Source organism: Sphingopyxis sp. (assembly GCF_050725655.1).
In the GTDB taxonomy this organism is placed as follows: Bacteria; Pseudomonadota; Alphaproteobacteria; order Sphingomonadales; family Sphingomonadaceae; genus Sphingopyxis.
Genome location: NZ_JBOHHT010000049.1, coordinates 23,815 through 50,685 on the forward strand (window position 1 = coordinate 23,815; position 26,871 = coordinate 50,685).

Sequence of the window (26,871 nt, forward strand, 5' to 3'; positions counted from 1 at the left end):
GCGCGCGCCCACCATCCCCTGACCATGGCCCGCGCCGTCCACGCATTCCTGCTCGCGCTAGGGGACTTGCCCCAGCCCCGCGTGATGCGCGTGCTGGCGCAAAGCCTCGCGCTCACGCTCCTGCTCCTCGCCGTCTCGGGCGCCGCGATCTTTTTCGCGACGCGCTGGGCGCTTGCGCACTGGAAATGGGTCGACGAAGCGCAGCTCGACATGGCCGGTATCCTGGTCATCCTTGCCATCGTCGCGGGAAGCTGGCTGCTCTTCCGCGCCGTTGCGATCGTCGTTGTCGGTCTGTTCGCCGACAGCATTGTCGCCGACGTCGAGGGGCGCCACTATCCCGCCGCCGCCCAGCACGCCGTCGATGTCGGCTGGCGTCAGAATATCGGCCTCGCGCTCGCTTCGCTGGTACGGCTGATCGGCGGCAACCTGCTCGCGCTGCCGATCTACATCCTGCTGCTCGTCACCGGCATCGGCACGCCGATCTTCGCCCTGCTCGTCAACGCAGCGCTGCTCGGCCGCGATCTTGAGGCGATGGTTCTCGCGCGCCATCCGGACCGGCCGCGGCTCGACCGCGCCGCGCGTTGGTCGATGGGTCTGCTGTCTGCCGCAAGCTTCGTGGTGCCTGTCGCCAATCTGTTGGCGCCGATTCTGAGCGCGGCTATGGCCGTGCACATGCTGCATCTGCGCAATGGGGACCAAAAAAGATGATCGAAAACCGCCGCCTGGCCGCCATTGCCGGTCTCGCTTTGACGCTGGGTGCGTGCGCGGGCCCCGCGATCCCGCGCCCATCGACCCCATCCGCCGCAACCCCACCGCCGACCACGGTGGTCCGGCCCGTACAGAACAACGCGCTGATCGGCAGCAGCGCCGATGCAATCAGCCGGATGTTCGGCAAGCCGCATCTCGATGTCACCGAAGGCGCCGGCCGCAAGCTGCAGTTCGCCGGGACGAACTGCGTCCTCGATATCTATTTCTACGCCCCGCGCGCCGGCGCGAATCCCGTCGCGACGCATGTCGATGCCCGTACCCCCGATGGCCGCAACGCCGAAGTGAACAGCTGCGCCCAGTCGTTTCAACGCTGACCGGGCGTCATGACGCCAGCTCGGCCAGCGCCCATAGCGCGGCGTCGGCGACCATCGGCGATTCATCCTTCGCCAGTCGTTCGAGCGCCGGCATAAACCGGACGTCGCCGCTGTTTCCGGCCGCGATCGCGGCATTGCGCACCATCCTCCCGCGGCCGATCCGCTTGATCGGCGACCCGGCGAACACCTGGCGGAAATCCGCATCATCGAGCGCGAGCAGGTCGGAAAGCGATGGTGCCGCCAGTTCGGCGCGCGGCAGGAAGGCACGATGCGCCCGCGCGGTTTCGGCAAATTTGTTCCACGGGCACGCCGCAAGACAATCGTCGCAGCCGTAAATGCGGTTGCCGATCCCGCGCCGCAGTGCAACGGGGATCGGGCCGTTATGCTCGATCGTGAGGTAAGAAATGCAGCGCCGCGCATCGAGCCGGTACGGCGCCGGAAACGCCTGCGTCGGGCATGCGTCCTGGCACGCCGAACAGCTGCCGCACGTATCGCGCCCGGGCGTCGACGGCGTGAGGTCGAGCGTCGTGTAGATGGCGCCGAGGAACAGCCAGCTGCCATGGTCGCGGCTGACGAGATTGGTGTGCTTGCCCTGCCAGCCAAGCCCCGCCGCCGCCGACAGCGGCTTTTCCATCACCGGCGCGGTGTCGACGAACACTTTGACCTCGGCATCCTTGACTTCGGCCACCAGCCAGCGCGCGACCGCCTTCAGCGCCTTTTTGACGACGTCATGATAGTCGCCGCCCTGCGCATAGACCGAAATGCGCCCCCGCTCGGGGTGATCGGCCAAGGCCAGCGGATCAAGCGCGGGGGCATAGCTCATGCCCAAGGCGATCACCGATTTGACCTCAGGCCACAGCCCTTTGGGCGATCCGCGCTGCGCCGCACGGCTTTCCATCCAGATCATGTCGCCGTGGCGCCCTTCGGCCAGCCATTGGTCGAGCCGCGCCGCGGTTTGCGGCGCCGCGTCGGCGTGCGCGATCCCGAACGCTGCGAACCCGTGCTCACGCGCGACCGCTTCGAGGCGCTCTTCCAGAGAAGGCAAGGCTTCGGCAACCATTGCCGCTCTATACGCGAGCGGCCTCGCCGTGCCATAGTTTGGTGAGCGCAAGATTGGGGACCCGGGTTTGAACGATTTCAGCGTCGAGGCGAATGGCCTCACCAAATATTTCGGCAATTACAAGGCGGTCGATCATGTGTCCCTCGCGGTGCCGACGGGCAGCATCTATGGCGTGCTCGGCCCCAATGGTGCGGGCAAGACGACAAGCCTGCGCATGACGCTGGGCATCATCGACCCCGATGAGGGGACGAGCCGTCTCCTTGGCGGACAACGCCCGCAGTCGGTGCGCCACCGCATCGGCTATCTTCCCGAGGAACGCGGCCTCTATCCGGGGATGAAAGCGCGCGAGGCGATCGCGTTCATGGGCGCGCTGCGCGGCCTCGACTGGTCGGAAGGGCGCCGCCGCGCTGCGGGCTTCATGACCGAACTCGGGCTCGAACGCGTGATCGACGAAAAGATCCGCAAAATGTCGAAGGGCATGGCGCAGATGATCCAGCTGATCGGATCGATCGTCCACGCCCCCGATCTCATCGTCCTCGACGAACCCTTCTCGGGGCTCGATCCCGTCAATCAGGAGCGGCTCGAAATGCTCGTGCGGCGCGAGCGCGACCGCGGTGCGACGATCCTCTTCTCGACCCACGTCATGGCGCATGCCGAACGCCTCTGCGACCGCATCGCGATCATCGCGCGCTCGGCGCGCCGGTTCGAGGGCACAGTTGACGAGGCGCGCGCGATGCTGCCGATGCAGGTGCGTTACACACCGCGAACCACGGGCGATCCTACCGCGGTTGCCGCCAACCTGCCCGTCGGTGCCGAACTGCGCGGCGACGCCTGGCATTTCGCGATTCAGGACGCCGACGTCGAACCTTTGCTCGCGCGCATCACCGCGAGCGGTCATGGCGTCACCGGCCTGTCGATCAGCCGCCCGGCGCTTCACGACGCGTTTGTCCATATCGTCCGCCAAGTCGACGCGGGGTTCGACGCCGACGCGACCGAGGACGCGGTCGAGGAGGCCAGCGCATGACCCCCTTCATCCGCAGCATGTTCGTCGTCGCGCGGCGCGATTTTCTCGCGATCGTCGCGACCCCGACCTTCCTCCTGTTCCTGCTCGCACCCTTGTTCATGGTCGCGATGGGCCTCGCGGGCGGCATGGGCGCGTCGCAGCTTGCCGACAGCGCGCGCGGTGCCGGGCGCATCGTCGCGATCGCCGACGCGGCGGACGTGGAGGCGCTGCGCGTCGCCGACCGCCGCCTGCGCGATGCCTTTACGCGCGGCGAAGCCCCGCCGCCGCTCGAATTCCGGATCGCAGAACAAGGCGCGCCTGACCCGCTCGCGATCACGCGCGAAAAGGGCACCGACACCTATGCGGTGATGAGCGGCCCGCTCGAAAGTCCGCGCATCGTGGAGCGCAATGCGGAGGGCAGCTCGGGACGCTACCTGACCCTGCTCGCAAACCAGGTGCTGCGCGACCGCGCTGCCGGCGAGGTCGCCCCGGTGAAGCCGCGCTTCGAAAGCATCCAGCGCGGCGGCACCAGCATCGCGGTGCAACAGTCGCTCGGTTTCGGGGCGGTCTTCATCATCTTCCTTCTGACCCTGCTGCTCGCGGGCCAGACGGTGAGTTCGCTCGCCGAGGAAAAGGGCAACAAGGTCATCGAGATCCTCGCCGCCGCGGTGCCGCTCGAAAGCGTCTTTCTCGGCAAGCTGCTCGGCATGCTTGGCGTTGCCGTGCTTTTTATCGCCTTCTGGATGATCGTCGCGATGGGGGGTGGGCTGATCGCCGCGACGCAGGTCGATCCCGCCGCGATCACCGCCGCGAGCAAGGCCGGCCAGGCGACCGCCGCGCTGGCATCGATGCCCGCGACGGGCTGGCCCTTCTTTCTCGGCATCGGCTTTGCCTATTTCGTCCTGTCCTTCCTCCTGCTCGGCGCGGTCTTCCTCGGCGTCGGCGCGCAGGCGGGATCGGTGCGTGAAATCCAGATGCTCAGTCTGCCGATCACCATCTTCCAGGTGGGAATGTTCAGCTTGTCCGCCGCCGCGGCGAGCGCACCGGGCAGCGGCCTCGCGACCTTCGCACAGATATTCCCCTTCTCCTCGCCACTCGCGATGGCGGCGCGCGCTGCAAGCGACGATGCCAAGGCGGTTCACCTACTTGCGCTCGGCTGGCAGGCGATCTGGGTCGCGCTCGTCATCTTCCTCTCGGTGCGCCTCTTCCGCGCGGGCGTGCTCAGCGGCGGCAGCGGCTGGAAATTCTGGCGCCGTAACAAGGCTGTTGCGGCTGCGGCGGCGATTGTGACGGGCGCTTCGTCCCAGTCTCATTGACAAAGCTGTTAGCAGTGGCATTCTGCAACTGATTTCGCCGACGGCGGCAAGCGTCGCGGCGAGTCCCTTGCAAAGAGAGGAGGCCCCCCGATGGCGACTGCAGCGAAGCCCCAGCCTGTCACCCATGCCTATGACATGAGCCCCGCCGCGATCTATTCGGAGGATCGTTGGCAGGAGCCTTTCGCCGAACTCCGCAAATTGGGCGGCATCGTGAAGTGCGAGGACAGCGCGCACGGGCCTTATTGGAATATCGCGAGTCACCAGGCGATCCAGCATGTCGAGGCGCTACCCGACATTTACAGCTCGTCGTGGGAATATGGCGGAATCACGATTCTCGAACGCGACGAGGATGAGGATTTCCGCCTGCCGATGTTCATCGCGATGGACCGGCCGCAGCACACCGACCAGCGCCGCACCGTCGCACCGGCTTTCACTCCCGCGGAAATGACGCGCCTGTCCGAAGACATCAGGAACCGCACCGGCGAAGTGCTCGACGGGCTGCCGTGGGGCGAGACGTTCGACTGGGTCGACCGCGTGTCGATGGAACTCACGACGCAGATGCTCGCGATCCTGTTCGATTTTCCGTGGGAAGATCGCCGCAAGCTGTCCGAATGGTCCGACTGGATGGGCGACGTCGAGCTCGCGCAGAAACCCGAACTCAAGGAACAGCGCCGCGCGGTGCTCGAGGAAGCCTTCGTCTATTTCCAGAAATTGTGGATGGATAAGGCGAACCAGCCGCCGACCCCCGACCTGCTCTCGATGATGCTGCACAGCGAAGCGATGAGCCACATGGACAAATATGAGTTCATCGGCAACCTCGTGCTGCTGATCGTCGGCGGCAACGACACGACGCGCAATACCATGTCGGGGCTCGCCTACGGCCTCGATCAATTTCCCGAGCAGGGCGCGAAGCTCGAGGCCGATCCGGCGCTGATTCCCAATGCGGTCAGCGAGATCATCCGTTGGCAGACCCCGCTCGCGCATATGCGGCGCACCGCGCTCGCCGATGCCGAGCTGTTCGGGCACAAGATCGCCAAGGGCGACAAGCTGATCCTCTGGTATCTGTCGGGCAACCGCGACGAAAGCGTGTTCAACGATGCTGACGACATCGATCTGAGCCGCGAAAACGCCCGGCGGCACCTATCCTTCGGTTACGGCGTTCACCGCTGCGTCGGCGCCCGCCTCGCCGAATTGCAACTGCGCATCCTGCTCGAGGAAATGGCGGCGCGGCGCATGCGTGTGACGGTCGTTGGCCAACCCGAGCGCGTCCACGCCTGCTTCGTCCACGGTTTCCGGTCGATCCCGGTCCAGATCGAGAAATATTGACGTAGGCTTGTAACCCTTCGGCCAAGGCGTACGTATCGAGAATATGATCGAACGTCGTTATCTCCTCGGCGGACTCGCGCTTGGCGGCGCCATCATCGGCGCGCCGATGCTCTTCGCTAAATCGTCGCGCCCGAAAGCGCAGACCGGCTGGCAGCTTTCCGATTCCGAATGGGAAAAGCGCCTGTCGCCGCTGCAATATCGCGTGCTGCGCGAAGCCGCGACCGAGCGCCCCTTCACCAGCCCGCTCGACAAGGAAAAGCGTGCCGGGACCTTCGACTGCGCCGGCTGCGCGCTCCCGCTCTATTCGAGCAGGACCAAGTTCGACAGCGGCACCGGCTGGCCAAGTTTCTGGGCGCCGCTCAAGGGCGGCATCGGCACCGCAACCGACCATGAGCTCGGCTATGCGCGCACCGAGGTGCATTGCAAACGCTGCGGCGGCCATCTCGGCCACGTCTTCAACGACGGGCCGAAACCGACGGGCAAGCGTTATTGCATGAACGGTGCCGCGCTGACCTTCCGCCCCGCCTGACGCCTTTTACTCGGGCTTCACCCGCCACACCGACAGCCCGGCGCGCGACGCGATCGGCACCGCTTCGAGCCACGTCGGCGGCGTTCCCGCGTAAAGCTGCGCCGCGAGCGCATCCTTTCGCGCACGGCGATATTTGGCGAAGTCGTTGGCGGTGCGGCAAAACACGATCAGTGTCGCCGCCTGCTTGCGCACCAGCGCCTCGGCTTGTCCGGGATCGCCGGCGAAGACGCGGATCGAGTCCGCCATCGCCTCCTTGTTGCGGTGATGCGGCGTCGCGACCAGGCTGTGGCGCGTCCAGAAAATCACCGGTGCGCCCAGATCGATCGGGGTCAGGATCGTCGTCGTCGGCAGGCGGTTGAGGTCGGAGATCGCCATGGGATCGAGACAATTCGCCTTATCGGGATTTGCGGCGGCAGCTTGTTCGGTAGCCTTGTCCTCTTCGGCTTTCAGCGACGGGACGACCAGGCCAAGCCCAGCCGCCACCGCCATGCTGCCGAGCAGCGGCAGCGTCAGCGCGGCGGCGGCCGACGCAAGAATGCGCGGCAAGGTCGATGGAATCGTCCGCGCCCGCGCCCAGGCGCGCAGGCCGAGCCACGCACAGCCCGGCAACGCAAAGACGTGCGCGGTCGAAACGCTGCGCAGGACGAGCAGCGACAGCGCCGCCGCCCCGAGCAGCGCGACGATGATCGTCGTCCAATTCCTGCGATCGACCGCCGCCGAGCAACTCCGCCGCGCGAGCAACGACCCGACGAGACCGATCAGCGATGGCACGAGCACATGGATCGCATCGTGCGGCCCCGATACCCACAGAGGCTGGCCTTCGAGGACATTGCGATACCAATATTTCACCACGATCGGATCGAGCGCGGCAAAGGGACCGTTCGCGCATTGCGGTTCGGTCCACACCAGCGCCCCCGCCGCCGCCAGGCCAGCCAGTCCCAGCAGCAGGAAGCGAACCCACGGCTGGCCCGGATTGGCCCGCGCGGCGGCGAAGCTGACCGCGGCGGCGGCGGCGAACGCCGCCATATAGGGCGCCGAAAGCGAATCGCACCAGTTGCCGAGCAGGCCGACGGGGCCGCGCGTCGCAAACTGGAGCAGCAGCGCGCCGCCCGCGAGCGCCCCCATATAGCCGCACAGCCGCGCGCGATCTTCGGCGCGCCCGTGCAGTGCCCAGCGCAGCGCCGCAAGGCCGGCGAACAGCGCGACAATCGGCAGCCCTTCGATCGATATTGCGAGCAGCGCCGCGGCGAACAATCCGCCGAGCAGGCCCGCCTGCCAGGTCGCGGGGCGAAGCGCCTGCGCCATGATCAGCATCGCGAAGAAAATCTGCCAGCCGTGATGGTCAACCCGAAGCGGGCGGAACTGCACCAATATGTAACCCGACATGATCAGGAAGAGCGGCACGACGTACGCGATCCGCCGATCGGACAAATTGCGATAACCAAGCACACAGGCGACGCTAAGCGCCGCGCCGAGCAGCGGTGGCCACAAGGTCATCACGATCCGTTCGGCCATCGCCTGCCCGAATAGCGGTTTCAGCAGCAGGATACCCGCAGCCAGCGGCGCATCGACGATGCGCGACCAGTGCATCAGCACCCCGCCGCCCGCCGGATTGACGCGATATTGCGAGAGATCCCACCAGCTTTGCCCGGCAAGGAGGTCGCGGACCTGCGCCATGCGCATGGCGTCGTCGGTGTCAGACAGATCGAGCGCACCGATCGCCTGCCATTTCGCGACGATGGCGACGAGGCTCATCAGTCCCCAGATGATCAGCGCGATCCGGACCGGCGTGAACCACGGGCCCAGCACGATACCGCCGGATTCCGGTGCGCGAACCGACGGCTCCACGCCCGCGGGAAGCGCGGGTGCATCGCTCATGCCGCCGCGGTCCGGAACACGATATGACGGCGCAGCAAATAGGTCGTCTGGAAGCTGACGACGATCGCCGCGAGTTTTGCGAGGCGCGGATCGAGGCCGAGCGCGCTGCCCCCGCCGACGATCGCCGTCGTGACGGCGAGACCGACGAGCGCCGACCCGACGAAGAGCAATTTCTGGCGATGACGTTCACCGGTGCCGCGCGCCGCGGCGCCGTCGGCAAAGACGAGCCGGCTCGACACCATCCAGTGCACGAGGATCCCGGCGCAATAGCCGGTCGCAGAGGCCGTTACGGGCGACAGTCCGGCGTCGAGCAACAGCAGGAAAAGCCCCGCATCGCTGCCGAGTGCGAGTACGCTCGCGAGCAGATAGTTCAGCCAGCGAATTTCGCCGCGCCGCACCGACGCGATCAAGTTGGTCACCGGTAACATAGCGCCGATCCCCCCGGCCAAACCCTCAGGCAGCCTTCGCCACACGCGCGGGCACGTCGCGGACCGAAGCCAGCGCCGCCTGTTCGCCCTCGGTGCCGCTCTCATGATATTCGGCATCCTCGTTGACGCCCCAGATATCATAGAGTTTTTCGCCCGCGACGATGTTGCGCACGGTCAGCATCGCGGTCATCATCGCATGATCCTGGTTGTTATAACGGTGCATGCCGTTACGCCCGACCATGTGCAGCGTCGGATACCGCGCCTCGATCTCGCTGCGCATCGTTTCGACGTGCTTGGCATAATCATCGTCATAGACCGGATAGGCTTTTTCCTGCCGCACCACGGCGCCGCCGACGACATCTTCGGGATCGCAAAGGCCCAGAATTTCCATTTCCCTCGTCGCGAGCGCGACCAGCTGCTCGTCCGTCGCCGACCAGAGTCCATCGCCTTCGAAACAGAAATATTCGAGCCCGACGCACGCGAGTTCGGGGTCAGGCACCATTTCGGGCGACCAGCTGCGGAAATTCTGCACCCGGCCGACCTGCACCTTGCTGTCGTGGATATAGATCCAGTTGTCGGGGAACAGGTCTTCCGAGCGAATCTTGAGCGCGACGGTCAGAAAGTCGCGATATTTGAGGTTTGGGGCCGCGCCCAGCGCACATGCCGGCAGCGGATGGATACGCGCCGCGAGCTCGCGCATCGGCGCCGAGCTGATGACATGGCCCGCATCGATCACGACATCGCCGTCGGGGCCGGTCGCGGTCATCCGCCAGCGGCCCGTCTTCTGGTCCTGCGTCAATTGCTTGAAGCTGTGACCCATCAGCACATGGTTGCCGCCCGCGACGACCTTGTCGCGCGCCGCATCCCACATCATGCCGGGGCCGAGCCGCGGATAACGGAAGGTTTCGAGCAGGGTCTTGGTCGCCATGCCGTCGTTCGGACGCTTGTTCAGCCCGAGGCTGCGCTTCAGCCCGTCGATCACCGCGCCGCCGAGGCTAAGCCCCTTGATGCGCTGCGCCGCCCAGTCGGCCGACATTTCGTCGCACGGCATGCCCCACACCTTCTCGGTATAGGTCTTGAAAAAGATCGAATAGAGCTTCCGCCCGAACTGGTTGATCGTCCAGTCCTCGAAACTGCGGACCTTCTTGTTCGGAAACAGCTTCGCTTGCGCATAGCTCACCATGCAGAGCGTCGAACGCACGATGCCGAGGTTCCACAGCGCCTCGAACGCGCGCAGCGGATAGGAATAGAATTTGCCCTCATAATAGATGCGGCTCATCCGCGGGCGCTCGATGAAATCGTCGGGCAGAATCTCGTTCCACAGGTCGACGACTTCGCGGCTCTTCGAAAAGAAGCGATGCCCGCCGATGTCGAAACGAAAGCCCTCATGCTCAACCGTGCGGCTGATCCCACCGACATAGACCGGGTCCTTTTCGATCACCGTCACGCTGTAACCCTGCTGGGTCAGCTGATAGGCGGCGGTCAGCCCCGCCGGGCCGGCGCCGATGATGGCAACATCGGCGCTCGTCGGACGGCTTTTCGACACTTGAGCGTTGGTCACTTGAATATTCCCCCACACAGGCAAATTGCTGTCCGTCGCAATGGACGAAACGTGGATAAGAAACGGTTAATGCAAGGTCGGATTTCGCGCCGATCGCGGGCTTTCCTTGGCGGACGCGACGATGCGATACACATGGAAGGTGCCCGAGGAGAGCCTCGGCTGGGGTTCCAGCCAATCGATCGGCTGGCGGTGCAGCAGGGTCGCCGCCAATCCGTGCGGGCTGGCGGTCGCCAGAAGCGCGATGTCCTTTTCGCAGAACACCAGATATTGCGCCCCTCCCTCGCTGACCAAGGGCCACGCGGCGGAGGGCGGGACGAGAAAGGTCGACAGGACGCGGTTGATCGCTGCATGGTTGCGGTGATGGCCCGTTGTCACCACGCTGTGCGGCGTGCTGACTAAGAGGGTCGGCGCAATATTGATCGATGCAAAGAGAAGCGCCGGAGGTTCGTCGGCAAGAGCCGGAGGTCCTTGCGACAGGCAGACCGGGTCGCTGCCGCTCGCCGCCGCCGACCTTGCCGTCAACAACGACAATCTAAAGCCCAAAGCCATGTCCATCGTCGGAATCGACAGTAAAAGGAGCAACGTTCCGCAGAGGCGGCGCCAAATGCTCGATCCCGCATCGCCCCAGCGCCAAAACGCCAGCGCGAGGGCGGCAAAAGCCGGGACCATATAGGCATGGGCAACGGCGAGCGTCCGTATCACCAGGACTGCCATGATCGCGCCGAACAGGATCATTAATCCGAGGCGCCCCCAATTTTCAGCTTCGGGACGCCCCCGCGCCCGGCGCCAGGCCCACAAGGCCGCTCCCAAGCCGACGATGGTGGGAACGATATACGCCGCCCTCCGCGCGGGCACCTGCTCCCACAAAGGCCGTCCTTCGAGAATCGGTTCATACCAATAAGTGCGGACAAGCGGTTCGAGTTCGCCAAAAGGGCCGGCGAGGCAGGCGGTGCCCGTCAGGACAAAGCCCGCCGCAAAGACGATCCCCGCCGCCCCGACGATCGACACGCGCCGCCCAAGCGAGGCGGTCCAGCGGGGCGGCGCGGTCAACGCAATCAGGAAGACCGCCCCGGCCGAGGCTGTCGCAACGAGATAAGGCAAGGAGAAGCTGTCGCAAAAAACGGTCGAGAGATAGGTCGCACCACGGAACGGCAGCGACCAAAGAGCGGGGAGCAGGATCATCCCGGCCGAAAAACCGCGGAGTCGGCTCGCCTTGGCCGGATCGCGCAGCCAGTCGAAGACAAAGAGCGCCCAGAAAAGGCCCAGTAAGGGAAACCCTTCCAGCGAAATCTCGACATATATGCTCGCGGCGAGCGCCGACAATAATCCGTTCGCAAAGCTCGCCGGCCGCAGCGCGAGCCACAGAAGAATGACCGAGAGCAACACCTGCCAATTGTGATGATCGATATTGAGCGGGGCGAAATGATGGAGATAGCTGATCGTCGTCGCCGCGATCGCGAGGCCGATGAAGACGAACGGCCGATCGCCCAAAATCTGCAATATCCGTGAAAACACGAGCAGCAACGGCAGCGCCAGAAGCGGGGGATAGATCGCCAGCACCCAGCGCTCGGCCGTTTGCGAATCGACGAACAGGCTGAACAACTCGATCAGTCCGAAGATCGGCGCATCGATAAACCGCGACCAATGCGTCGGCCCGCCCCCGTCGCCCGGATTCGTGCGATATTGCGCCGTGTCGAACCAATTTTGCCCGCCAACCAGGTCGCGAACCTGCGCCAGCCGCATCGCATTGTCAGGATCGGAAAAGGCCAGGTTCGCGATCGCGTCGCGATGCAGAAACAGGCTGGCCACGGCGAAGCCCAGCCACAGGATCAGCGCCAGCCGATCGGGCGAAAGCGCGGCGGCAGAACCCGCATCATTGCGCGTTTTTTCCACCGTCGCGGCCATCCGTCTCTCCTATGGCCACATCCAGCCCCGCCGCTCTCCATAGCTATTGCGCGCTAAAGACTGGTTAATATCGTGGTAGCGATGGCTGTGCGCGGTGGCTCTTCCCCTGCCGATCATGGCTAAGAATCGGTTATCGGCACCCCTGATTTCTGCGCTAAGCGCCGCTTCGGCCCTTGGGGCGCGGCTCGGCTTGCGGTAAACTGGCGCCGATCAAGGAGACGCAGGCATGGCAGGCGGTCTGGCAATCGTATTGAGCGGCGGCGGCGCGAAAGGCGCCTTTCAGGTCGGCGTCGTCCACGAACTCGTCGTCAATCGCGGCGTTTGCCTCGACATCGTCGCCGGCGTATCGACCGGCGCGATCCAGGCTTTGGCGGTGGCGCAGGACGATGTGCCCGAGCTGCTCGACACCTGGCTCGCCATCCGCGGCAACAGCTCGATCTACAAGGAGCGCCCGCTGGGCGTCATTGGCGGACTTCTCGGCGAGGATGCGCTCTACGACACCGCGCCGCTCAAACGCCTGCTCAAGGGCTTCGCAAACGACGCAAAACTGCGCGCAAGAGGGCGCAAGCTGCTGCTCGGCGTCGTCAATCTCGGCACCGGTACGTACCGCAGCATCGACGAAAGCGTGCCCGGCATCCACAATTGGGTCTATGCGAGCTGCGCGATGCCGCTCTTCTTCGATCCGCTCAAGACCCGCGCGAGCGACGGGACCGAGGAGCAATGGGTCGACGGCGGCGTGCGCGACGTGACGCCTTTAAGCTCCGCGCTCGAAATGAACCCGCGCGGGGTGATCGCGGTGCGCGCGTCGCCCGCGCCGCGCCCCGGCCCGGTACGCACCTTCCCCAATCTCATCAAAATCGGGCTGCGTGCGGTCGACATATTGCAATCCGAAGTGTCGGCGAACGACCTCGCCGGCGCCGCGCTGATCAACGACCTGATCGCGGCGCGCGAAGGCCAGCTTCGCGCGCTCCAGAACGAAGGCATCGGCGGCGCGCAGGCGGCGCGCATCCTCCGCCCGCTCGACGTCCAGATCGCGCGCTACCGCTTTGCGCCGATCCGCATCATCGAACCCGAGGAAGAAGTCGCCGAAACGCTCGAGTTCAACCCGGCCAAGATCCGCGCCGCAATCGACGCCGGCCGCCGCGCGGTCGACCGCGAATGGGACGCGCTGGAACCACTGCTAAGCTAAGATTGATAGACGGCCGCAATCGACCAATTGCGGACACGCAGTCAAACTAGTAGGGTTCAGAAATGAGCGGATCAGCAGATAAGAAGCCTTCGGAGCGGACTATTGGAGCGCGGGTTCGGATCAAGCCCGTTCACCAAGCCGAGGTTGAGGCGTTATTCGATCAAGCGTCGATCATACCGGTCTATAGGGAACCGAGAACGGACGGAAATGTCACTTACTGGTTTAGTAAGTATCAAATCGCAGCCCTTGCTGAAGCGGGTGTGCTGGAACAGATACCGCTCTACTGTTGGGCGCACCACGCAATAACCGGACAAACGCCGATCATCAATTGAGGCGAACGGCAACTATCCACCCCAATGCAGCCAACGCATCTATCGCGCGCCATCACCCTCGCCCGGTGGTCCGCGCGCACTATTGGCACCATCGGACGCTTCATCCTGCAACGCGACCTCGCGCCGCAGCGGCTTCGGCACCAGCGTGCCGAGCCGGACGCGCGGGGTCGCCTTGCCCGGCACCGCGCTCACCGCGAACTGCGCATCGAGCCGCAGCGCCGCCGCCGACGCCTTGCCCAGCCGCACCGTATATCGCCCGTAAGCGACGCCCTCGAACAGGAAATAGCCGTCGAATTCGGTCAGCGTCGTCGCGCGCACGCGGCCTTCGGCGTCGACGAGTTCGACGCCCAGCCCCTCGACCGGATTGCCGCCGTCGCGCCGCACGGTGCCCTCGATTTCGCCCGCCGCCGCCATCGGCAGCAGCACGCGCGTCGCGACACCGGGCCGCGGCGTCACCACAACCCCTGGCAGCGCGGGCTGGACATAGGGATCGGGCAGGCTGCCGACGTCGATGCCGATCATCACGGGCCGGAAGGGCTCGAGCCCGTCGATCGCGCCGCGCCCCGCCTTGTCGGTCGCCGCGTCGATAACGGCATTGCCCGCAGTCAGCGGCACGCCGGGCAGCACCGCTTCCCCCGGCTGGCGGACGCCGTCGCCGTTGTCATCCATCCACACCTCGGCGACCACCTGCCCGCGGCTCGCGAGCTTCTCCCTCGACACGCGCCAGCCGCCGTTTGTTTTCGGCCCAAAGCTGAAAGCGATCGCCAGCGACGCCGCGACCGATCCGTCGCTCGCGACCTCGCCGAATCCCGTCAGCTGCAACTTGTTGAAACGGCGCGTATATCCGACCCCCGCCCGCGCGCGGTCGAGCCCGCGGTCATAGCCGAGTTCGGTGCGCCATTCGGCGTCGCCCCCCCTTTGTCCAGCGCCCGCCCATTCGCCGATCAAGGTCATGCGCGAATCGGCATTGGCGCCCGACAGCGCAAAACGCGCCTCGCCACGGACGCGAACGCGCCCGATGCGGGCGTTGGCGAGCAGGCTGGCGGTCAGATTGTCGGACGGATCGGGGCCGACCGCCACCTTGGTCCGGCTCCAGTCGAATTGCCCCGTGAAGGTCAGCGCGCGAAAACTCGCCGACGCACGCGCGCTCGCTTCCAGACTGTCGACTCCCGACCATCGTTCGACCTGCCGCACGTCGAAATGCAGCGGCAGCACCGTTCGCCCCAGCTTGACCGACTGGTCGACCGACACCGAATAGATGCCATTAATATTATTGATCAAACGGTCCGAGACGAATCCGCCCCAGCCGCGCATTACATCGGCACGCAAATAGGTCTCCCCGAATGCCGCAAGCCAGGTCGCGCGCGCGGCCAAGCCACCATTGTCGGCATAGCTGCCCCCCACCTCGAGCAAGGTCGGCCCGATCGAGCGGCGCAGCGCGACCTCGCCATAATTGTACCGGACATTCTCGATCAGCAGGCTGTGGAAATAGGCCGCGACCGACGTGCGCGTATCGAACCCGCGCTCGATCCCCATCGCCCCGCGCCAGCCGCGCCGGAACGCCCCGCGCCGCTGGCCTCCGAATTCGATCAGGTCGGCATTTTCCTGCGCGAAGCCCGCCCAATACCAGGTCTGCTGTGGCGGAATCGAATCCATCCCCACCTGCACCTGCCGGATTTCGCGCCGTATCTGGCCCTGCGGCCCGTACAGCACGATCTCGAAGCGGTTCGCGCCATATTGCAGCGGCACGTCGATGAACTCGTATCGTCCGTCGCCGTTCGGGCTCGTGAAAGCGAGCAATTGCCCGTTGCGATACAGCTCGGCATCCCAGCCGGCGGGCAGGTCGCCGCGGAAGGTCGTCTTGTCGAAGGCGTCGGGCCGCTCGATCGGACGATTGGTGAGCACCGCGCCGCGCCCCGGCGCCGACGCCGCGACGATGCCGGTCGAGAGCAGGCTGACATCGCCCAGCCCATAATGCGTCGCCTTCAGCGGCCCGAGCAGCCGCCCCTGCGGATCGGTGCGATAGAGCCGCATCCGCAGGCTGTCGGGCACGCCCTCATTGTCTGACGACAGCCGCGCGTCGAAGCTCTGGCCGGCAACCTCGCCCGCTGCGAATATCTCGTAGCGCCCTTGCACATAGGATCCACCGCGTTTGTCCGACACCACGCCCGCCGAGGCGACGACGTCGACCGACGGCGTCGCCCACGCCTGATACGGCCGCGCCGCCTGCGGCAGGCTCGCGAGGTCGAACTGCGCCTGCGGGCGGATCGAAGCCGCGCGCGCGCGGCGTTCGGCGGCGAGCTGGAACGGCAGCTTGTCCTTCGAATCGATCCGCAGCACCGCATTCGATAGATCGGCGGCAAGCGGCACGCCGAGCCAATTGTTGAGGCTGTCGAGGTCGACGCACCAGCCCGCGGGCGTGTCGCGGATCGTCGTCGCGTTCAGGCGAAAACTCTGGCTTCCCGCACGCACTTCGCCGGCGTCGCGGTCGATCGTCAGGCTCCGCCGCTCGTCGAACACCCAGCCGGTTGCGCGGCGCAACTTCTTGTCGACGCGCACCGCCAGGTCGAGCGCGAGCACGACATCGCCCAGGTCGACGCAAATCCCCTGCGGCGTCTGATAGCCGCTCACCCCGTCGCCGAGCCGATATGGCCCCGAGCGCACATCGAACAGCCAGCTGTCGTCCTCGTTCGGCGCCCAGCTATCGCTCGCGATGGAAACGGGCTTTTTCTCGACAGCTTCGGCGCCGGCAGGGAGCAGCCCCGCCAGCGCCAGCCCGGCGAGTATCGCCGGCTTCCATTGGGAGAGCGCCGCGCGGATCATCGTCCCGCCCGTTTCGCTCCGCGCGCCTATGTCGTCACTTCACCACCCGCTCGGCCTCGTCGATCGTGCCGGCGCCGATTTCGCGATCCTCTGTATAGCGAATACGCACCGGCCCCTTCAGCTTCGCCGCCAGCTCGCACGGAACGCGGAGCGATACCTTGCGCGCACCGACCTCGGCATAGACCGCGATGCCGCGCGCGACGAGCAAGGGCTCGGCGACCCCCGGCCGCGTCACTTCGATATCGCCATAGACCGATCGGTTTCCCGTGCGCGCGAGGTCGAAATTGAACGCCGGCCCATCTTGCGTCTCGCTCACCCACGCCTCGCCGATCGACGCCTCGGCGCCGAGGTCGCCCACGCGGACGATCACCGGGATCGTGATCCCGTAAATCGGCGTGAGCGCGATCGACACGCCCTCGCTCGCCGACTTGGGCTCGGCGGTCGCGGGCGCTGCGTCGGGCACCGCACGGAACAGCATATGCGCGCGATATTCGCCCGGCGGCGTCCCTTCGGGCAAACGCACCCCGACGCGAACGACCTGCGGCTGGTTCGGCGGCAGGGTGACGCGGCGCGGGCTGAACACGATCATGTCGAGCGCGGTGCGCTCGGCCGCGGTCACATTCTCTTCGGCGACCTCGTCGAGCCCGCCCTCGGCGGTCATCCGCTTGATCTCGAGGCTGATGCGATAGGTCGCGGGCTCGGTGCCGATATTGTTCAGCACCACCTCGGTCCCGCGCGCACCATCAAGGATGACGCGCGTCGGCGCGACGAGCAGGTCGCCCGCCGCCTCTGCGGGCGATGCCGCGGTGCCGAGCGCAGCCGCGGTAAACAGGCCAACGGCCTTCAAAAAGCGAAGCATTGGATACGATCCCCACAATCGTCCGGGAAACGGCCCCACACCGTCCCGATGGTCGCATCCTGCCTGCACTTACATGGTTGATATTTCGCTAACCATCGCGGCGCCCTGCGCAAAAAAGGGGTCGCCAGATCAATGCCCGGCGACCCCATTTTAACGCCTGGCGGATCTTGGCCCGCCAGGCCCCCCAACCCCTATTGATAGTTTGCGGTGACGTTGAATGTCCCCGAATAGTCGCCCGACGCCTGGTTGGCGCCGACGCTCAGCGTGCCGCCGACCTGGAAGCTGCCGCCGGTGGTGCCCAGCGTGATGTTCGGCGAAGAATAGGTCAGCGTCGACGACATCGTGCCGCCGAGCGAACCGTTGAGCGTGACGCTCGAATCGCCGCCGACCAGCACCACGGCGCCGTTGGTGCCCTGGACATTATAGCTGCCCGCCGTCGTCGTTCCCGTGCAGGTCAGGCCCGCGCCGCAGGTCGCGGCGCCAGCGGTCGACACTGCGACGGTCGAGGCGGTCGCGCCGCTGATGATCGTCGCATATTGCAGGTCACTCGTCTTGGTGAGCGTGATCTGGCGCAGGATCTTGGCCGTCGCCGTACCCGTGGCCGACGCTGCATGCGCCGCCGAGGCGTTCATGGCGACGGCAGCAATCGCGGCGCCCAGCAGGGCGCGCTTCATTCCAAAGTTGCGCATATGATTTGGTCCCTTGATTTCGAAAATTGGAAGTCGAAATTCGAATGGATATCCCACCCCATTCGCCGCCCCCTTTACGGCGCGACCTGTTCAGGCTTTCACAGCAAGCTTGGTTAACAGCGCAACAAGGACTGGCCCGCGTCACGCAAGGTAACCTGGCGAAATCAAGGCTTTAGCGCCTTACAAACCGGGTCGCAGGGACCGCGTTCCCTTCATTAACGGCCCGGACTGGCACAAATTAAGCGGCGCCGGACAGGAAACGCGAGCGCACTGGCAAGGCGCAAATCAGATCGATTCGCCCGACAACCGCTGGCAGATCATGTCGAGCTGGTCGAGCGATGCGAATTTCAGCGTCAACGCGCCCTTGCCCTCGCCGGCATATTGAATCGCGACACCGATTCCGAGCAATTCGGACAGGTGCCGCTCAACCGCGACGATATCGGGATCGCGCCCGCCGTCGGCGCTCTTATACTCGAGCTGCGCCTTGCGCGGCGCATCGCCGCCCTTGCCCGCGCGCACCAGCGCCTCGACCGCGCGGACCGACAGGCCCTCCTTCGCGACGCGGCGTGCGATCGCCTCGGCTTCGGCGGCGCCGATCAGCGCGCGTGCGTGGCCCATCGCGAGCGATCCGTCGCCGACCAGCGTCTGCACGCTCTCGGGCAGGTCGAGCAGGCGCATCAGATTCGCGACATGGCTGCGCGACTTGCCGACCAGCTTCGCCAGCGCTTCCTGATTATGCCCGAAATCCTCGATCAGGCGGCGATAGGCGCTCGCCTCTTCGATTGCGTTGAGGTCCTGGCGCTGGATATTCTCGACCAGCGCGATCTCGTATGTCGCGGCATCGTCGAGTTCGCGCACGAGCGCGGGAATCTGGTGCAGCCCCGCGCGCTGCGCGGCGCGCCAGCGCCGTTCGCCGGCGACGAGCTGATACCCCTCACCATCGGGCGAGCGGCGGACGATGATCGGTTGCAGCAATCCGCGCAGTCCGATCGAATCGGCGAGCTCAGCGATCGCATTTTCGTCGAAATGGCGGCGCGGCTGGCCCGGCAGCGGGCGAATCGCCCCGACGGCGACATGCTGCACCGAATCGCCCGTCACCGGGGTTGCCTTCGCCGCCGCCCCGGGGGTCGCGAGCACTGGTGCCTCGACCGCGACATCGCCGAACAGGGCATTGAGCCCGCGGCCGAGACCCGAAGGGCGCTTGCGCGCTGGTGTTGAATCTGGTCCCGTTTCGTCTTTATTATCAGGCATTTATGCAGCCTTGCGGACGTTAGGAAGCCGGTCGATCATCTCGCGCGCGAGCGCGATATAGGCCGCGGATCCGGCGCAGCGATGATCGTAGATCAATGCCGGCAAGCCATGGCTGGGCGCTTCGGACAGGCGGACGTTGCGCGGGATCACCGTTTCGAACACGACCGGGCCGAGCACCTCGCGCACATCGTCGGACACCTGGTCGGTCAGCCGGTTGCGGCGGTCGAACATTGTCAGCGCGACCCCCAGGATCGACAATTTCTGGTTGAAGCGTTCGCGCACGCGCTCGACCGTGGTGAGCAGCTGGCTCAGCCCCTCGAGCGCAAAAAATTCGCACTGCAGCGGCACGATCAACGATTCGGCGGCGATCAGCGCGTTGAGCGTCAGCATACCAAGCGACGGCGGACAGTCGATGAGGCAGATATCCCACTGCCCCGCCTCGGCGCCCGACAGCGCCTGTTGCAGGCGGTGCAGCCGATCCTGAAATTCGATCAGCTCGATCTCCGCCCCCGACAGGTCGACCGTCGCGGTGACGATGTCGAGCCGCGGCACCGCGGTCGGAATCGCGCACTCGGCGAGCGTCGCGTCGCCGCGCAGCAGTTCATAACTCGAACATTCGCGTTGCGACTGCTTGATTCCGAGTCCTGTCGACGCATTGCCCTGCGGATCGAGGTCGATTATCAGCGTGCGCCAGCCGGTTGCCGCGAGCGCGGTGGCCAGGTTGATTGCAGTCGTCGTCTTGCCGACCCCGCCCTTCTGGTTCGCCACGGCAATGCGGATCATCGCTTTCCTCGCTGTTTGGCCACGATTTTTCCGGAGCCGACCAATATCTGGCTCTCGGCGTCCGTACGGCTCTGTTCCACGTGGAACATTCTCTGCCATGGCTGGGGCAGCAAAGCCAGTTCCTTAACCGCGTTTCGGCCTTTTGGCAGCAGCCAGCGCGTCGATTCGGTGGAAAAACGCGCGGACAAGTCGAGCAGCTTGTCGAGCGGAGCAAAAGCGCGGGCGCTGATCGACGCCGCAGGCCGCGTCTCGATCCGCTCCAAGGGCGCTTCGACGACCTCGACATTTGCAAGGCCAAGCTCCGCAGCGACGGTCCGCAAGAAATCGCAGCGTCGTTTTCGCGATTCCACAAGCAGGATCGGGCGTGCGCTCAATATGGCGACAACCAGCCCCGGCAGCCCCGCGCCGCTCCCCAGATCGATCCAGAGGCCGTCACCGTCGCGGATGTCGAAGGGCAAAAGCTGCGCGCTGTCGGCGATATGGCGGACCCACATCGTCGGGATCGTCGATGACGCGATCAGATTCTGCTGCGCGCTTTCGGCAATCAACAGTTCAATGAACCGCTCAAGCTGTTTCCATTGACCGGCGGTCGGTTCAAAAGCCTCGCCGATCCAGGCGCGCGCCGCGTCCTCATTATCGAGCAGTTCAACCGACACACGCATATCCTCTGCTTTCGAACGCCGACAGGCTCATGCCGCGCGCCGCCGGCTATGCACCATGATCGCAGTCAGCGCCGCGGGCGTCACCCCGTCGATCCGTGCCGCCTGCCCCAGTGTCTCGGGCTGCGCTTTCGTCAGCCGCTCGACCATTTCGCGCGACAGCCCGCCGATCGCGGCATAATCGAGCGCGAGATCGAGCGTGATCGCCTCGTTTGCGGCGAGCGCACGCAGCTCGGCATCCTGCCGCGCGATATAGGGCGCATAATGCGCGTCCTCGGCGATCTCGGACAGGATCGCCGGATCGATCGGATCGAGTTCGGGTGCGAGCACGCCGAGCCGGGCCATCGTCATATCGGGATAGCGCAGCAGGTCGATCCGCTTTCGCGCGATACCGTCGCCCGGAAGCGCCAGCCCGAGCGCGGCATAATCGGCGGTCGTGACCGGCGTTTCGAGCAACGCTTCGGCTCGCGCCCGTTCGGCCTGCCGTGCCGCGAACAGCGCGGCGGTCGCGGACCGCACCAGCCCCAGCGCGACCCCCTTTGGCGTCAGTCGCGTTGCGGCATTGTCGGCGCGGAGTCGCAACCGGTATTCGGCGCGCGCGGTGAGCATACGATAGGGCTCGGTCACCCCCTGCAACACCAGATCATCGACCATCACGCCGATATAGGATTCGGATCGGTCGAGGATCAGCGGATCGCGGCCTTGCACGGCGAGCGCAGCATTCGCGCCGGCGACCAGCCCCTGCGCCGCCGCCTCCTCATACCCGGTCGTGCCGTTGATCTGTCCGGCGCACCAGAGCCCGGGCATCGCGCGAACCTGCAGCGTCCGGTCGAGCGCGCGCGGATCGATATGATCATATTCGACCGCGTAGCCCGGCACGACCATCTCGACCGCTTCAAGCCCCTCCATCGTGCGCAGCATCGCAAGCTGCACGTCGGCGGGCAGCGAGGTCGAAATCCCGTTCGGATAGACGAGGAACGAGTCGAGACCCTCAGGCTCCAAAAACACCTGGTGGCCGTCGCGATCGGCGAAGCGATGGATCTTGTCTTCGATCGACGGGCAATAACGCGGCCCTGCCGCACCGATCGCACCGGTAAACAAAGGCGAGCGATCGAGATTCGCCGCGATGATCGCGTGGCTTTCGGCATTGGTGCGCGTGATCGCGCAAAAAACCTGCGGCACCGTCCGTTCGCTGTTCCACGTGGAACAGGTCCAGCGCGCCCTTTCTACACTATCCGAGGGCTGCTCCTCGAGCCGCGCCCAGTCGATCGTCCGCCCGTCGAGGCGCGGCGGCGTGCCCGTCTTGAGCCGTGCCATCGGCAGATCGGCCGCGCGCAATTGTTCGGCAAGCCGGTGCGCGCCCGCTTCGCCGATGCGCCCGCCTTCCATTCGCTCTTCGCCGCGGAAGAGTCGGCCTCCGAGGAATGTCCCCGTTGCGAGCACGACCGCGCCGGCATTCAAAACAGAGCCGTCCGCAAGATCGAGCCCTTCGACGCATCCATCCTCCGACAGCCGCAGCGCGGCCGCCTCGCCCTCTACGACCGTCACACCACCCTCGGCCGCAAGCAATTTCTGGATCGCCTCGCGATAAAGTTTCCGGTCGGCCTGGATGCGCGGACCCTGCACCGCTGCACCCTTTGACGCGTTGAGCATGCGGTAATGGATCGCCGCGCTGTCGGCGGCGCGCGCCATCCACCCGTCGAGCGCGTCGACCTCACGCATCAGATGGCCCTTGCCGAGCCCGCCGATCGCCGGGTTACACGACATCGTCCCGATCAGCGCGGGATCGAAACTGACGAGCGCGACGCGCGCACCGAGCCGCACGGCGGCCGCCGCAGCCTCGGTTCCAGCGTGCCCACCGCCGACGACGATGACATCGAAAATCGCTTTACTCTGCATGATTGCCGCGCCTTTAGCGCAAAGCGCGCATCGAATCCACCGCGCTGCGTCCGACGCGATGTTTCACGTGGAACATCATTTCCCTATGCAGAAACGCCCGAACAGCGCGTCGAGCATGTCCTCAACTCCGGCGCGCCCGGTGATCCGATCGAGCGCCGTCGCAGCGAGCCTAAGCCTCTCAGCGAGCAGGACTAAATCGCGCGCCTCGCGCGATCCCGCCTCGATGGTCAACCAATCGCGCGCCTCAGCGAGCGCGGCGCGCTGACGCTGGCGCAGCGCCGCTTCGCCCTCGCGCGGCAACAAGGTCCGCGCCATGTCGACGATATAATGGTGGAGCTTTTCCATCCCCTCACCCGTCGCCGCCGACAAGATGAGATCGCAATGCGCCGCTTCGGCCTCTGCCGCCGCATCGCCGCGCCACCGATCGGCCTGCGCTGCAATCAGGATCGCCCGTGCATGCGCAGGCGCCTCCTTCGGCGAGCCGAGCCATAACAGGATGTCGGCACCCTCGACCGCCGCCCTCGCGCGGTCGATCCCGATCGCCTCGATACCATCCGCCGCCTCACCGCGAATCCCCGCCGTATCCGAAAAGCGCATCGCAATCCCATCGAGCGCGAGCGGCGTTTCGATCACGTCGCGCGTCGTTCCTTCGATCGGCGACACGATCGCCAGCTCGCGCTGCGCCAAGGCATTGATCAAGGTCGATTTTCCGGCATTCGGCGGCCCCGCGATCACCACCGACAGCCCCTCGGCGATCACCTCGGCCGCCGGCCGCGCCAACCACTGACCCAGCTCGCCCGAAAGTGCCGCCATCCCCGCAATCAAACGCTGCGCGACAGCTTCGCCAACTTCGACATCATCCTCATCGGCAAAATTGAGTTCGGCCTCGGCACCTGCCATCAGCGCGAGCAGCGATTCCTGCCACGCAGCGACCGCGCGCGATACATGCCCGCTCGCCATGCCGAGCGCCTGCACCCGCTGGCTTTCGGTCTCCGCAGCAAGCAAGTCGGCAAGCCCTTCAGCCTCGGCAAGGTCGATCCGGCCATTGTCGAACGCCCTCCGCGTAAATTCCCCCGCGACCGCGGGCCGCAGACCCGGAAGCGCGCCAAGCGCCGCCTCGACCGCCGCGACCACCGCTCGCCCGCCGTGCAGATGCAGTTCGGCGAGATCTTCCCCGGTCGCCGTCAGCGGGCCCCGGAACCACAGGATCAACGCGTTATCGAGCGGCGTACCATCGGTGTTTTTGAGCGCGGCGAGTGAGGCATGACGTGGTTCGGGCAACCGCCCCGCCAGCGCTTTCAGTGCCGCTCCAGCCTGAGGCCCGCTGATGCGCACGACGCCGATCGCTGCCGGCGGCATCCCGCTCGACAACGCAAAAATCGTATCGCTTACAATGTCTTGGTTCAGCTCTTGCGCCCCTTGGCGGACTTGTCGTCGTCGTCCTTGTCGGCCGATTTCGACCCGCCGCCCATCAATCCGCCGCCGAACTGACCAAGCAATGACTGGACGAGTTCGAGTCCGCTGCCGCCCATCGGCACCCAGGTCTTGACCATCGACTGAACCATGTCGGGGGTGATGCCCTTCGCCATCAACTCCTTGACGCGGTCGAGATAGATGTCGTGCAGCGGCTCGAGGTCGGGAAGGCCGAACAGGCGCCGCGCCTCTTCGGGGGTGCAATCGATCTCGATATTGAACTTCATCGCCTGTCTCCGCCCCGAAATGCCGGTAAGCCGCTTGAGCCACGCCCGCAGCGCCGCTAGCTTCGCGCTTTCACCGCAAAGAAGCAAGAGTCAGGAGAGCTCCCCACATGGCCGCAACGAACACCGACATCCCGACGCTCGATGGCGCCGGCACAATCCCCGCCTATGTCGCGCGTCCCGACGCCGACAGCCCGCGCGCGATCATCGTCATCCCCGAAATTTTCGGCGTGAATGCGGGTATTCGAAAGAAATGCGACGACTGGGCAGCCGAAGGTTATCTGGCGATCGCGCCCGACATCTTCTGGCGTTTCGCGCCGGGCGTCGAACTCAACCCCGATGTCGAGGCCGAGCTGCAGGAAGCCTTTGGCTACTTCGGCCAATATGACGCCGACGACGGGGTCAAGGATATCGAGGCCGCGATCCGCTGGCTCCACAGCCAGGGCGCGAGCAAGGTCGGCGCGGTCGGCTTCTGCCTCGGTGGCCGGCTCGCCTATATGACGGCGGCGCGCACCGATATCGATGCGTCGGTCGGCTATTATGGCGTGATGATCGACCAGATGTTGAACGAAAGCCACGCCATCGCGCATCCGCTGATGCTCCACATCCCGACCGAGGATCATCTTGTCGACCATGACGCGCAAAAGAAGATCCACGAAGGGCTCGATCCGCATCCGAAGGTGACGCTCCACGATTATCAGGGTCTCGATCACGGCTTTGCCGCGACGATGGGCAATCGCCGCAATGAGGAAGGCGCACAGCTCGCCGACGGCCGCACCCGCGCCTTCTTCGCCGAGCATCTCGGATGAGCGGCCATCCCGGTCTCGCCGCCTGGCACGCCCATATGGCGGGCGGCGGCGACCCGCAGGCGCTTCGCGACCTGCTCGCCGAGGGTGCGGTGTTCCATTCGCCTGTCGTCCACACGCCGCAGGAAGGTGGCGACAAGGTCTTCGCCTATCTCCATGCCGCGAGCCAGGTCCTCGGCGGCGACGATTTCCGCTATCTGCGCGAAATCGTCGACGGCAACCAGGCTTGCCTCGAGTTCCAGAGCGTCCTCGACGGAATCCAGATCAACGGCGTCGACATCATCACCTGGAACGAAGAAGGAAAGATAAGCGATTTCAAGGTGATGGTTCGCCCCCTCAAGGCGATCAACAAAGTCTGGGAGAAAATGGGCGAGATGCTCGCGGCGCAAGGCGCGAGCTAGATCAGCATCAGTTCGGCGAGCTCGCGATAGAGTTCGGGCGGTAGCGCGCCAACACCGCTTTGATCGTCAACGCCCTTTGGCGCATCGGCGTCGGCCAGGTAACGCCAGCCCTGATGCGCGCGCTTCGGCTGCGGATGCACGCGCTCGAGATCGGCGACGCACACGATGTCAACGCGACCGTCGCTGCGATCGTCGAAGCGCAGGATTTCAACGCGCGCAACGAGCGTATGCTTCACGATGAAGTGCAACTTGCCGCCGACCAACTCATCAGCGCGTTTGGGTCGAAATCGCGTCGAGAAACGGATTTCGCCATCCTGGGCAAAGTTGGCGATCCGCGCCTCCAGCGCCGGATAGTCAGCGCAGCCGACGGCGACGCGGGTCATGTGGAGTGCGGGCATGGATCTCAAGATGGGGAAGCGTGACCGGGGTTCAATCGCCCGGCGCGGCCACGTGATAATATTCGCTGCGCCCCTGGACGTTCGCCGGGACCTGCAAGAGCAGCAACGGCGTGTATAAAATGGCCAGAAAAGACTTCATTCCCAGCAGAAATGCATATGGAATTGCGATAGCGCCGACGAACCCGATCGTCGCCAGCGCGAATCGCCCGAGCGCCCGAACCGTGTAGTCGTTCGGCACGGGCGCGGGCGCTGCTAGCATTTCGGAAAGGACGAGCGATGCATCGTCGAATTGCCACGCCGGGACGGTCAGGCGGAGGCCGCCTACGGCAATGAGGTCAGGCGCGACGCTTGTGTAATGCTCGCTGCCAACATGGACGATGATACCCGCCGCATCGAGCATCGCGGCGACGGTCAAGGCTTCACCGCGTCCCAATATATGGGCAATGGGAACCATCGCATCGTCGGACATGCTCCGACGATGCGACGATCCTCGCAGCTTGTCTAGCCGAACAAAGTTCCGATCCCGACGCCGGGGTCGACCCAGCCTTCGTAGATCATCTTGACCGCGACATAGACGATCACCGCGAGGCCGACATAGGCGATCCAGCGGTAGCGCTCGATATATTTGGCGATGATGTTCGCCGCGAGGCCCATCAGGGCGACGGCAAAAATCAAACCGACGATCATGATGCCCGGATGTTCGCGCGCTGCGCCGGCGACTGCGAGCACATTGTCGAGGCTCATCGACACGTCGGCAATAGCGACTGCCCAAGCGGCGCCGGCAAAGCTCTTTGCAGGCTTCAGCCCCGAATGCTCGTCGCCTTCAATTTCGGGCGAACCGTGCGACTGGCCGGTGTGACGCAGCTCGCGCCACATTTTCCACGCGACCCAGACGAGCAGCAGGCCGCCAATGAAGATCAGCCCGACGATCCCCATCAATTGCTGCACCACGAGCGCAAAGGCAATCCGCAGCACCAGCGCGGCGAGCACGCCGATC

Annotated in this window: 26 protein-coding genes; 9 read left to right on the forward strand and 17 right to left on the reverse strand. The window is 65.4% G+C overall.

Translation table 11 applies throughout. From position 1 onward, the window contains the following. The first annotated feature begins 24 nt into the window (after positions 1-24). Positions 25-708 carry an EI24 domain-containing protein gene (locus ACREBX_RS06355; RefSeq protein ID WP_431560911.1) on the forward strand — a complete coding sequence of 228 codons (684 nt, stop codon included), beginning with the start codon at positions 25-27 and terminating at the stop codon, positions 706-708. Further along, positions 705-1,082: a hypothetical protein gene (locus ACREBX_RS06360; protein ID WP_431560912.1), complete on the forward strand. Its 378-nt coding sequence runs from the start codon at positions 705-707 to the stop codon at positions 1,080-1,082. The genes ACREBX_RS06355 and ACREBX_RS06360 overlap by 4 nt, the downstream gene beginning before the upstream one ends. Before the next feature lie 7 nt (positions 1,083-1,089). On the opposite strand, the gene queG is transcribed toward ACREBX_RS06360, so the two are convergent. Then, positions 1,090-2,142 carry a tRNA epoxyqueuosine(34) reductase QueG gene (gene queG, locus ACREBX_RS06365; protein WP_431560913.1) on the reverse strand — a complete coding sequence of 351 codons (1,053 nt, stop codon included), beginning with the start codon at positions 2,140-2,142 and terminating at the stop codon, positions 1,090-1,092. A 67-nt stretch (positions 2,143-2,209) separates the two neighbouring features. On the opposite strand from queG, the gene ACREBX_RS06370 reads away from it, so the two are divergent. From ACREBX_RS06370 to msrB, 4 genes are all read left to right on the forward strand, one after another. Then, a complete protein-coding gene (locus ACREBX_RS06370) occupies positions 2,210-3,166 on the forward strand; it encodes an ABC transporter ATP-binding protein (protein ID WP_431560914.1) in 957 nt (318 codons plus the stop codon). Continuing rightward, on the forward strand, positions 3,163-4,461 hold the full coding sequence (locus tag ACREBX_RS06375; protein ID WP_431560915.1) for an ABC transporter permease: 1,299 nt from the start codon (positions 3,163-3,165) through the stop codon (positions 4,459-4,461). The genes ACREBX_RS06370 and ACREBX_RS06375 overlap by 4 nt, the downstream gene beginning before the upstream one ends. Before the next feature lie 90 nt (positions 4,462-4,551). After that, entirely contained in the window at positions 4,552-5,787 is a 1,236-nt protein-coding gene (locus ACREBX_RS06380) for a cytochrome P450 (RefSeq protein WP_431560916.1), read from the forward strand. A gap of 43 nt (positions 5,788-5,830) precedes the next feature. Beyond that, the gene (gene msrB, locus ACREBX_RS06385; protein ID WP_431560917.1) at positions 5,831-6,316 is read left to right on the forward strand and encodes a peptide-methionine (R)-S-oxide reductase MsrB; all 486 of its coding nucleotides are present in this window, start codon (positions 5,831-5,833) and stop codon (positions 6,314-6,316) included. Between the two features lie 6 nt (positions 6,317-6,322). Here the strand turns inward: msrB and ACREBX_RS06390 are convergent, their stop codons facing one another. The 4 genes from ACREBX_RS06390 to ACREBX_RS06405 form a co-directional block, all read right to left on the reverse strand. Beyond that, positions 6,323-8,194, reverse strand: a complete 1,872-nt coding sequence (locus tag ACREBX_RS06390) for a hypothetical protein (RefSeq protein WP_431560918.1) — start codon at positions 8,192-8,194, stop codon at positions 6,323-6,325. Continuing rightward, entirely contained in the window at positions 8,191-8,613 is a 423-nt protein-coding gene (locus tag ACREBX_RS06395; protein ID WP_431560919.1) for a GtrA family protein, read from the reverse strand. Before ACREBX_RS06395 ends, ACREBX_RS06390 begins: the two co-directional genes overlap by 4 nt. Before the next feature lie 34 nt (positions 8,614-8,647). Next, on the reverse strand, positions 8,648-10,183 hold the full coding sequence (locus tag ACREBX_RS06400) for an NAD(P)/FAD-dependent oxidoreductase (RefSeq protein WP_431560920.1): 1,536 nt from the start codon (positions 10,181-10,183) through the stop codon (positions 8,648-8,650). A 66-nt stretch (positions 10,184-10,249) separates the two neighbouring features. Next, positions 10,250-12,088: a hypothetical protein gene (locus ACREBX_RS06405; protein ID WP_431560921.1), complete on the reverse strand. Its 1,839-nt coding sequence runs from the start codon at positions 12,086-12,088 to the stop codon at positions 10,250-10,252. 226 nt (positions 12,089-12,314) lie between these two features. Between ACREBX_RS06405 and ACREBX_RS06410 the strand changes: the two genes are divergently transcribed. Then, the gene (locus ACREBX_RS06410) at positions 12,315-13,277 is read left to right on the forward strand and encodes a patatin-like phospholipase family protein (protein WP_431560922.1); all 963 of its coding nucleotides are present in this window, start codon (positions 12,315-12,317) and stop codon (positions 13,275-13,277) included. A gap of 371 nt (positions 13,278-13,648) precedes the next feature. On the opposite strand, the gene ACREBX_RS06415 is transcribed toward ACREBX_RS06410, so the two are convergent. The 9 genes from ACREBX_RS06415 to ACREBX_RS06455 form a co-directional block, all read right to left on the reverse strand. Continuing rightward, the gene (locus ACREBX_RS06415) at positions 13,649-16,432 is read right to left on the reverse strand and encodes a carboxypeptidase regulatory-like domain-containing protein (RefSeq protein WP_431560923.1); all 2,784 of its coding nucleotides are present in this window, start codon (positions 16,430-16,432) and stop codon (positions 13,649-13,651) included. Positions 16,433-16,466: 34 nt separating this feature from the next. Next, positions 16,467-17,291, reverse strand: coding sequence for a fimbrial biogenesis chaperone (locus ACREBX_RS06420; RefSeq protein WP_431560924.1), 825 nt, complete (start codon positions 17,289-17,291; stop codon positions 16,467-16,469). A gap of 191 nt (positions 17,292-17,482) precedes the next feature. Then, positions 17,483-17,980 carry a DUF4402 domain-containing protein gene (locus ACREBX_RS06425; protein ID WP_431560925.1) on the reverse strand — a complete coding sequence of 166 codons (498 nt, stop codon included), beginning with the start codon at positions 17,978-17,980 and terminating at the stop codon, positions 17,483-17,485. Positions 17,981-18,265: 285 nt separating this feature from the next. Continuing rightward, positions 18,266-19,231, reverse strand: a complete 966-nt coding sequence (locus tag ACREBX_RS06430; RefSeq protein WP_431560926.1) for a ParB/RepB/Spo0J family partition protein — start codon at positions 19,229-19,231, stop codon at positions 18,266-18,268. Next, entirely contained in the window at positions 19,232-20,014 is a 783-nt protein-coding gene (locus tag ACREBX_RS06435) for a ParA family protein (protein WP_431560927.1), read from the reverse strand. Next, complete coding sequence (gene rsmG / locus ACREBX_RS06440) at positions 20,011-20,670, reverse strand: 16S rRNA (guanine(527)-N(7))-methyltransferase RsmG (RefSeq protein WP_431560928.1); 660 nt, start codon at positions 20,668-20,670, stop codon at positions 20,011-20,013. Before rsmG ends, ACREBX_RS06435 begins: the two co-directional genes overlap by 4 nt. A gap of 33 nt (positions 20,671-20,703) precedes the next feature. After that, positions 20,704-22,572 carry a tRNA uridine-5-carboxymethylaminomethyl(34) synthesis enzyme MnmG gene (gene mnmG, locus ACREBX_RS06445; RefSeq protein ID WP_431560929.1) on the reverse strand — a complete coding sequence of 623 codons (1,869 nt, stop codon included), beginning with the start codon at positions 22,570-22,572 and terminating at the stop codon, positions 20,704-20,706. Positions 22,573-22,647: 75 nt separating this feature from the next. Then, positions 22,648-23,967: a tRNA uridine-5-carboxymethylaminomethyl(34) synthesis GTPase MnmE gene (mnmE, locus tag ACREBX_RS06450; RefSeq protein ID WP_431560938.1), complete on the reverse strand. Its 1,320-nt coding sequence runs from the start codon at positions 23,965-23,967 to the stop codon at positions 22,648-22,650. 8 nt (positions 23,968-23,975) lie between these two features. Further along, positions 23,976-24,272: a DUF6489 family protein gene (locus ACREBX_RS06455; RefSeq protein ID WP_431560939.1), complete on the reverse strand. Its 297-nt coding sequence runs from the start codon at positions 24,270-24,272 to the stop codon at positions 23,976-23,978. Positions 24,273-24,379: 107 nt separating this feature from the next. Between ACREBX_RS06455 and ACREBX_RS06460 the strand changes: the two genes are divergently transcribed. Both ACREBX_RS06460 and ACREBX_RS06465 read left to right on the forward strand, forming a co-directional pair. Then, positions 24,380-25,078, forward strand: coding sequence for a dienelactone hydrolase family protein (locus ACREBX_RS06460; protein WP_431560930.1), 699 nt, complete (start codon positions 24,380-24,382; stop codon positions 25,076-25,078). Beyond that, entirely contained in the window at positions 25,075-25,476 is a 402-nt protein-coding gene (locus tag ACREBX_RS06465; protein WP_431560931.1) for a nuclear transport factor 2 family protein, read from the forward strand. Before ACREBX_RS06460 ends, ACREBX_RS06465 begins: the two co-directional genes overlap by 4 nt. Here the strand turns inward: ACREBX_RS06465 and ACREBX_RS06470 are convergent. The 3 genes from ACREBX_RS06470 to ACREBX_RS06480 form a co-directional block, all read right to left on the reverse strand. After that, positions 25,473-25,874 carry a DUF1489 family protein gene (locus ACREBX_RS06470; protein ID WP_431560932.1) on the reverse strand — a complete coding sequence of 134 codons (402 nt, stop codon included), beginning with the start codon at positions 25,872-25,874 and terminating at the stop codon, positions 25,473-25,475. The two genes, ACREBX_RS06465 and ACREBX_RS06470, sit on opposite strands and share 4 nt — an antisense overlap. Positions 25,875-25,905: 31 nt before the next feature. Further along, positions 25,906-26,289, reverse strand: coding sequence for a hypothetical protein (locus ACREBX_RS06475; RefSeq protein WP_431560933.1), 384 nt, complete (start codon positions 26,287-26,289; stop codon positions 25,906-25,908). An 86-nt stretch (positions 26,290-26,375) separates the two neighbouring features. Then, positions 26,376-26,871 (reverse strand): YjbE family putative metal transport protein (locus ACREBX_RS06480; protein ID WP_431560934.1); only part of this gene is annotated, 496 nt, incomplete at its 5' end.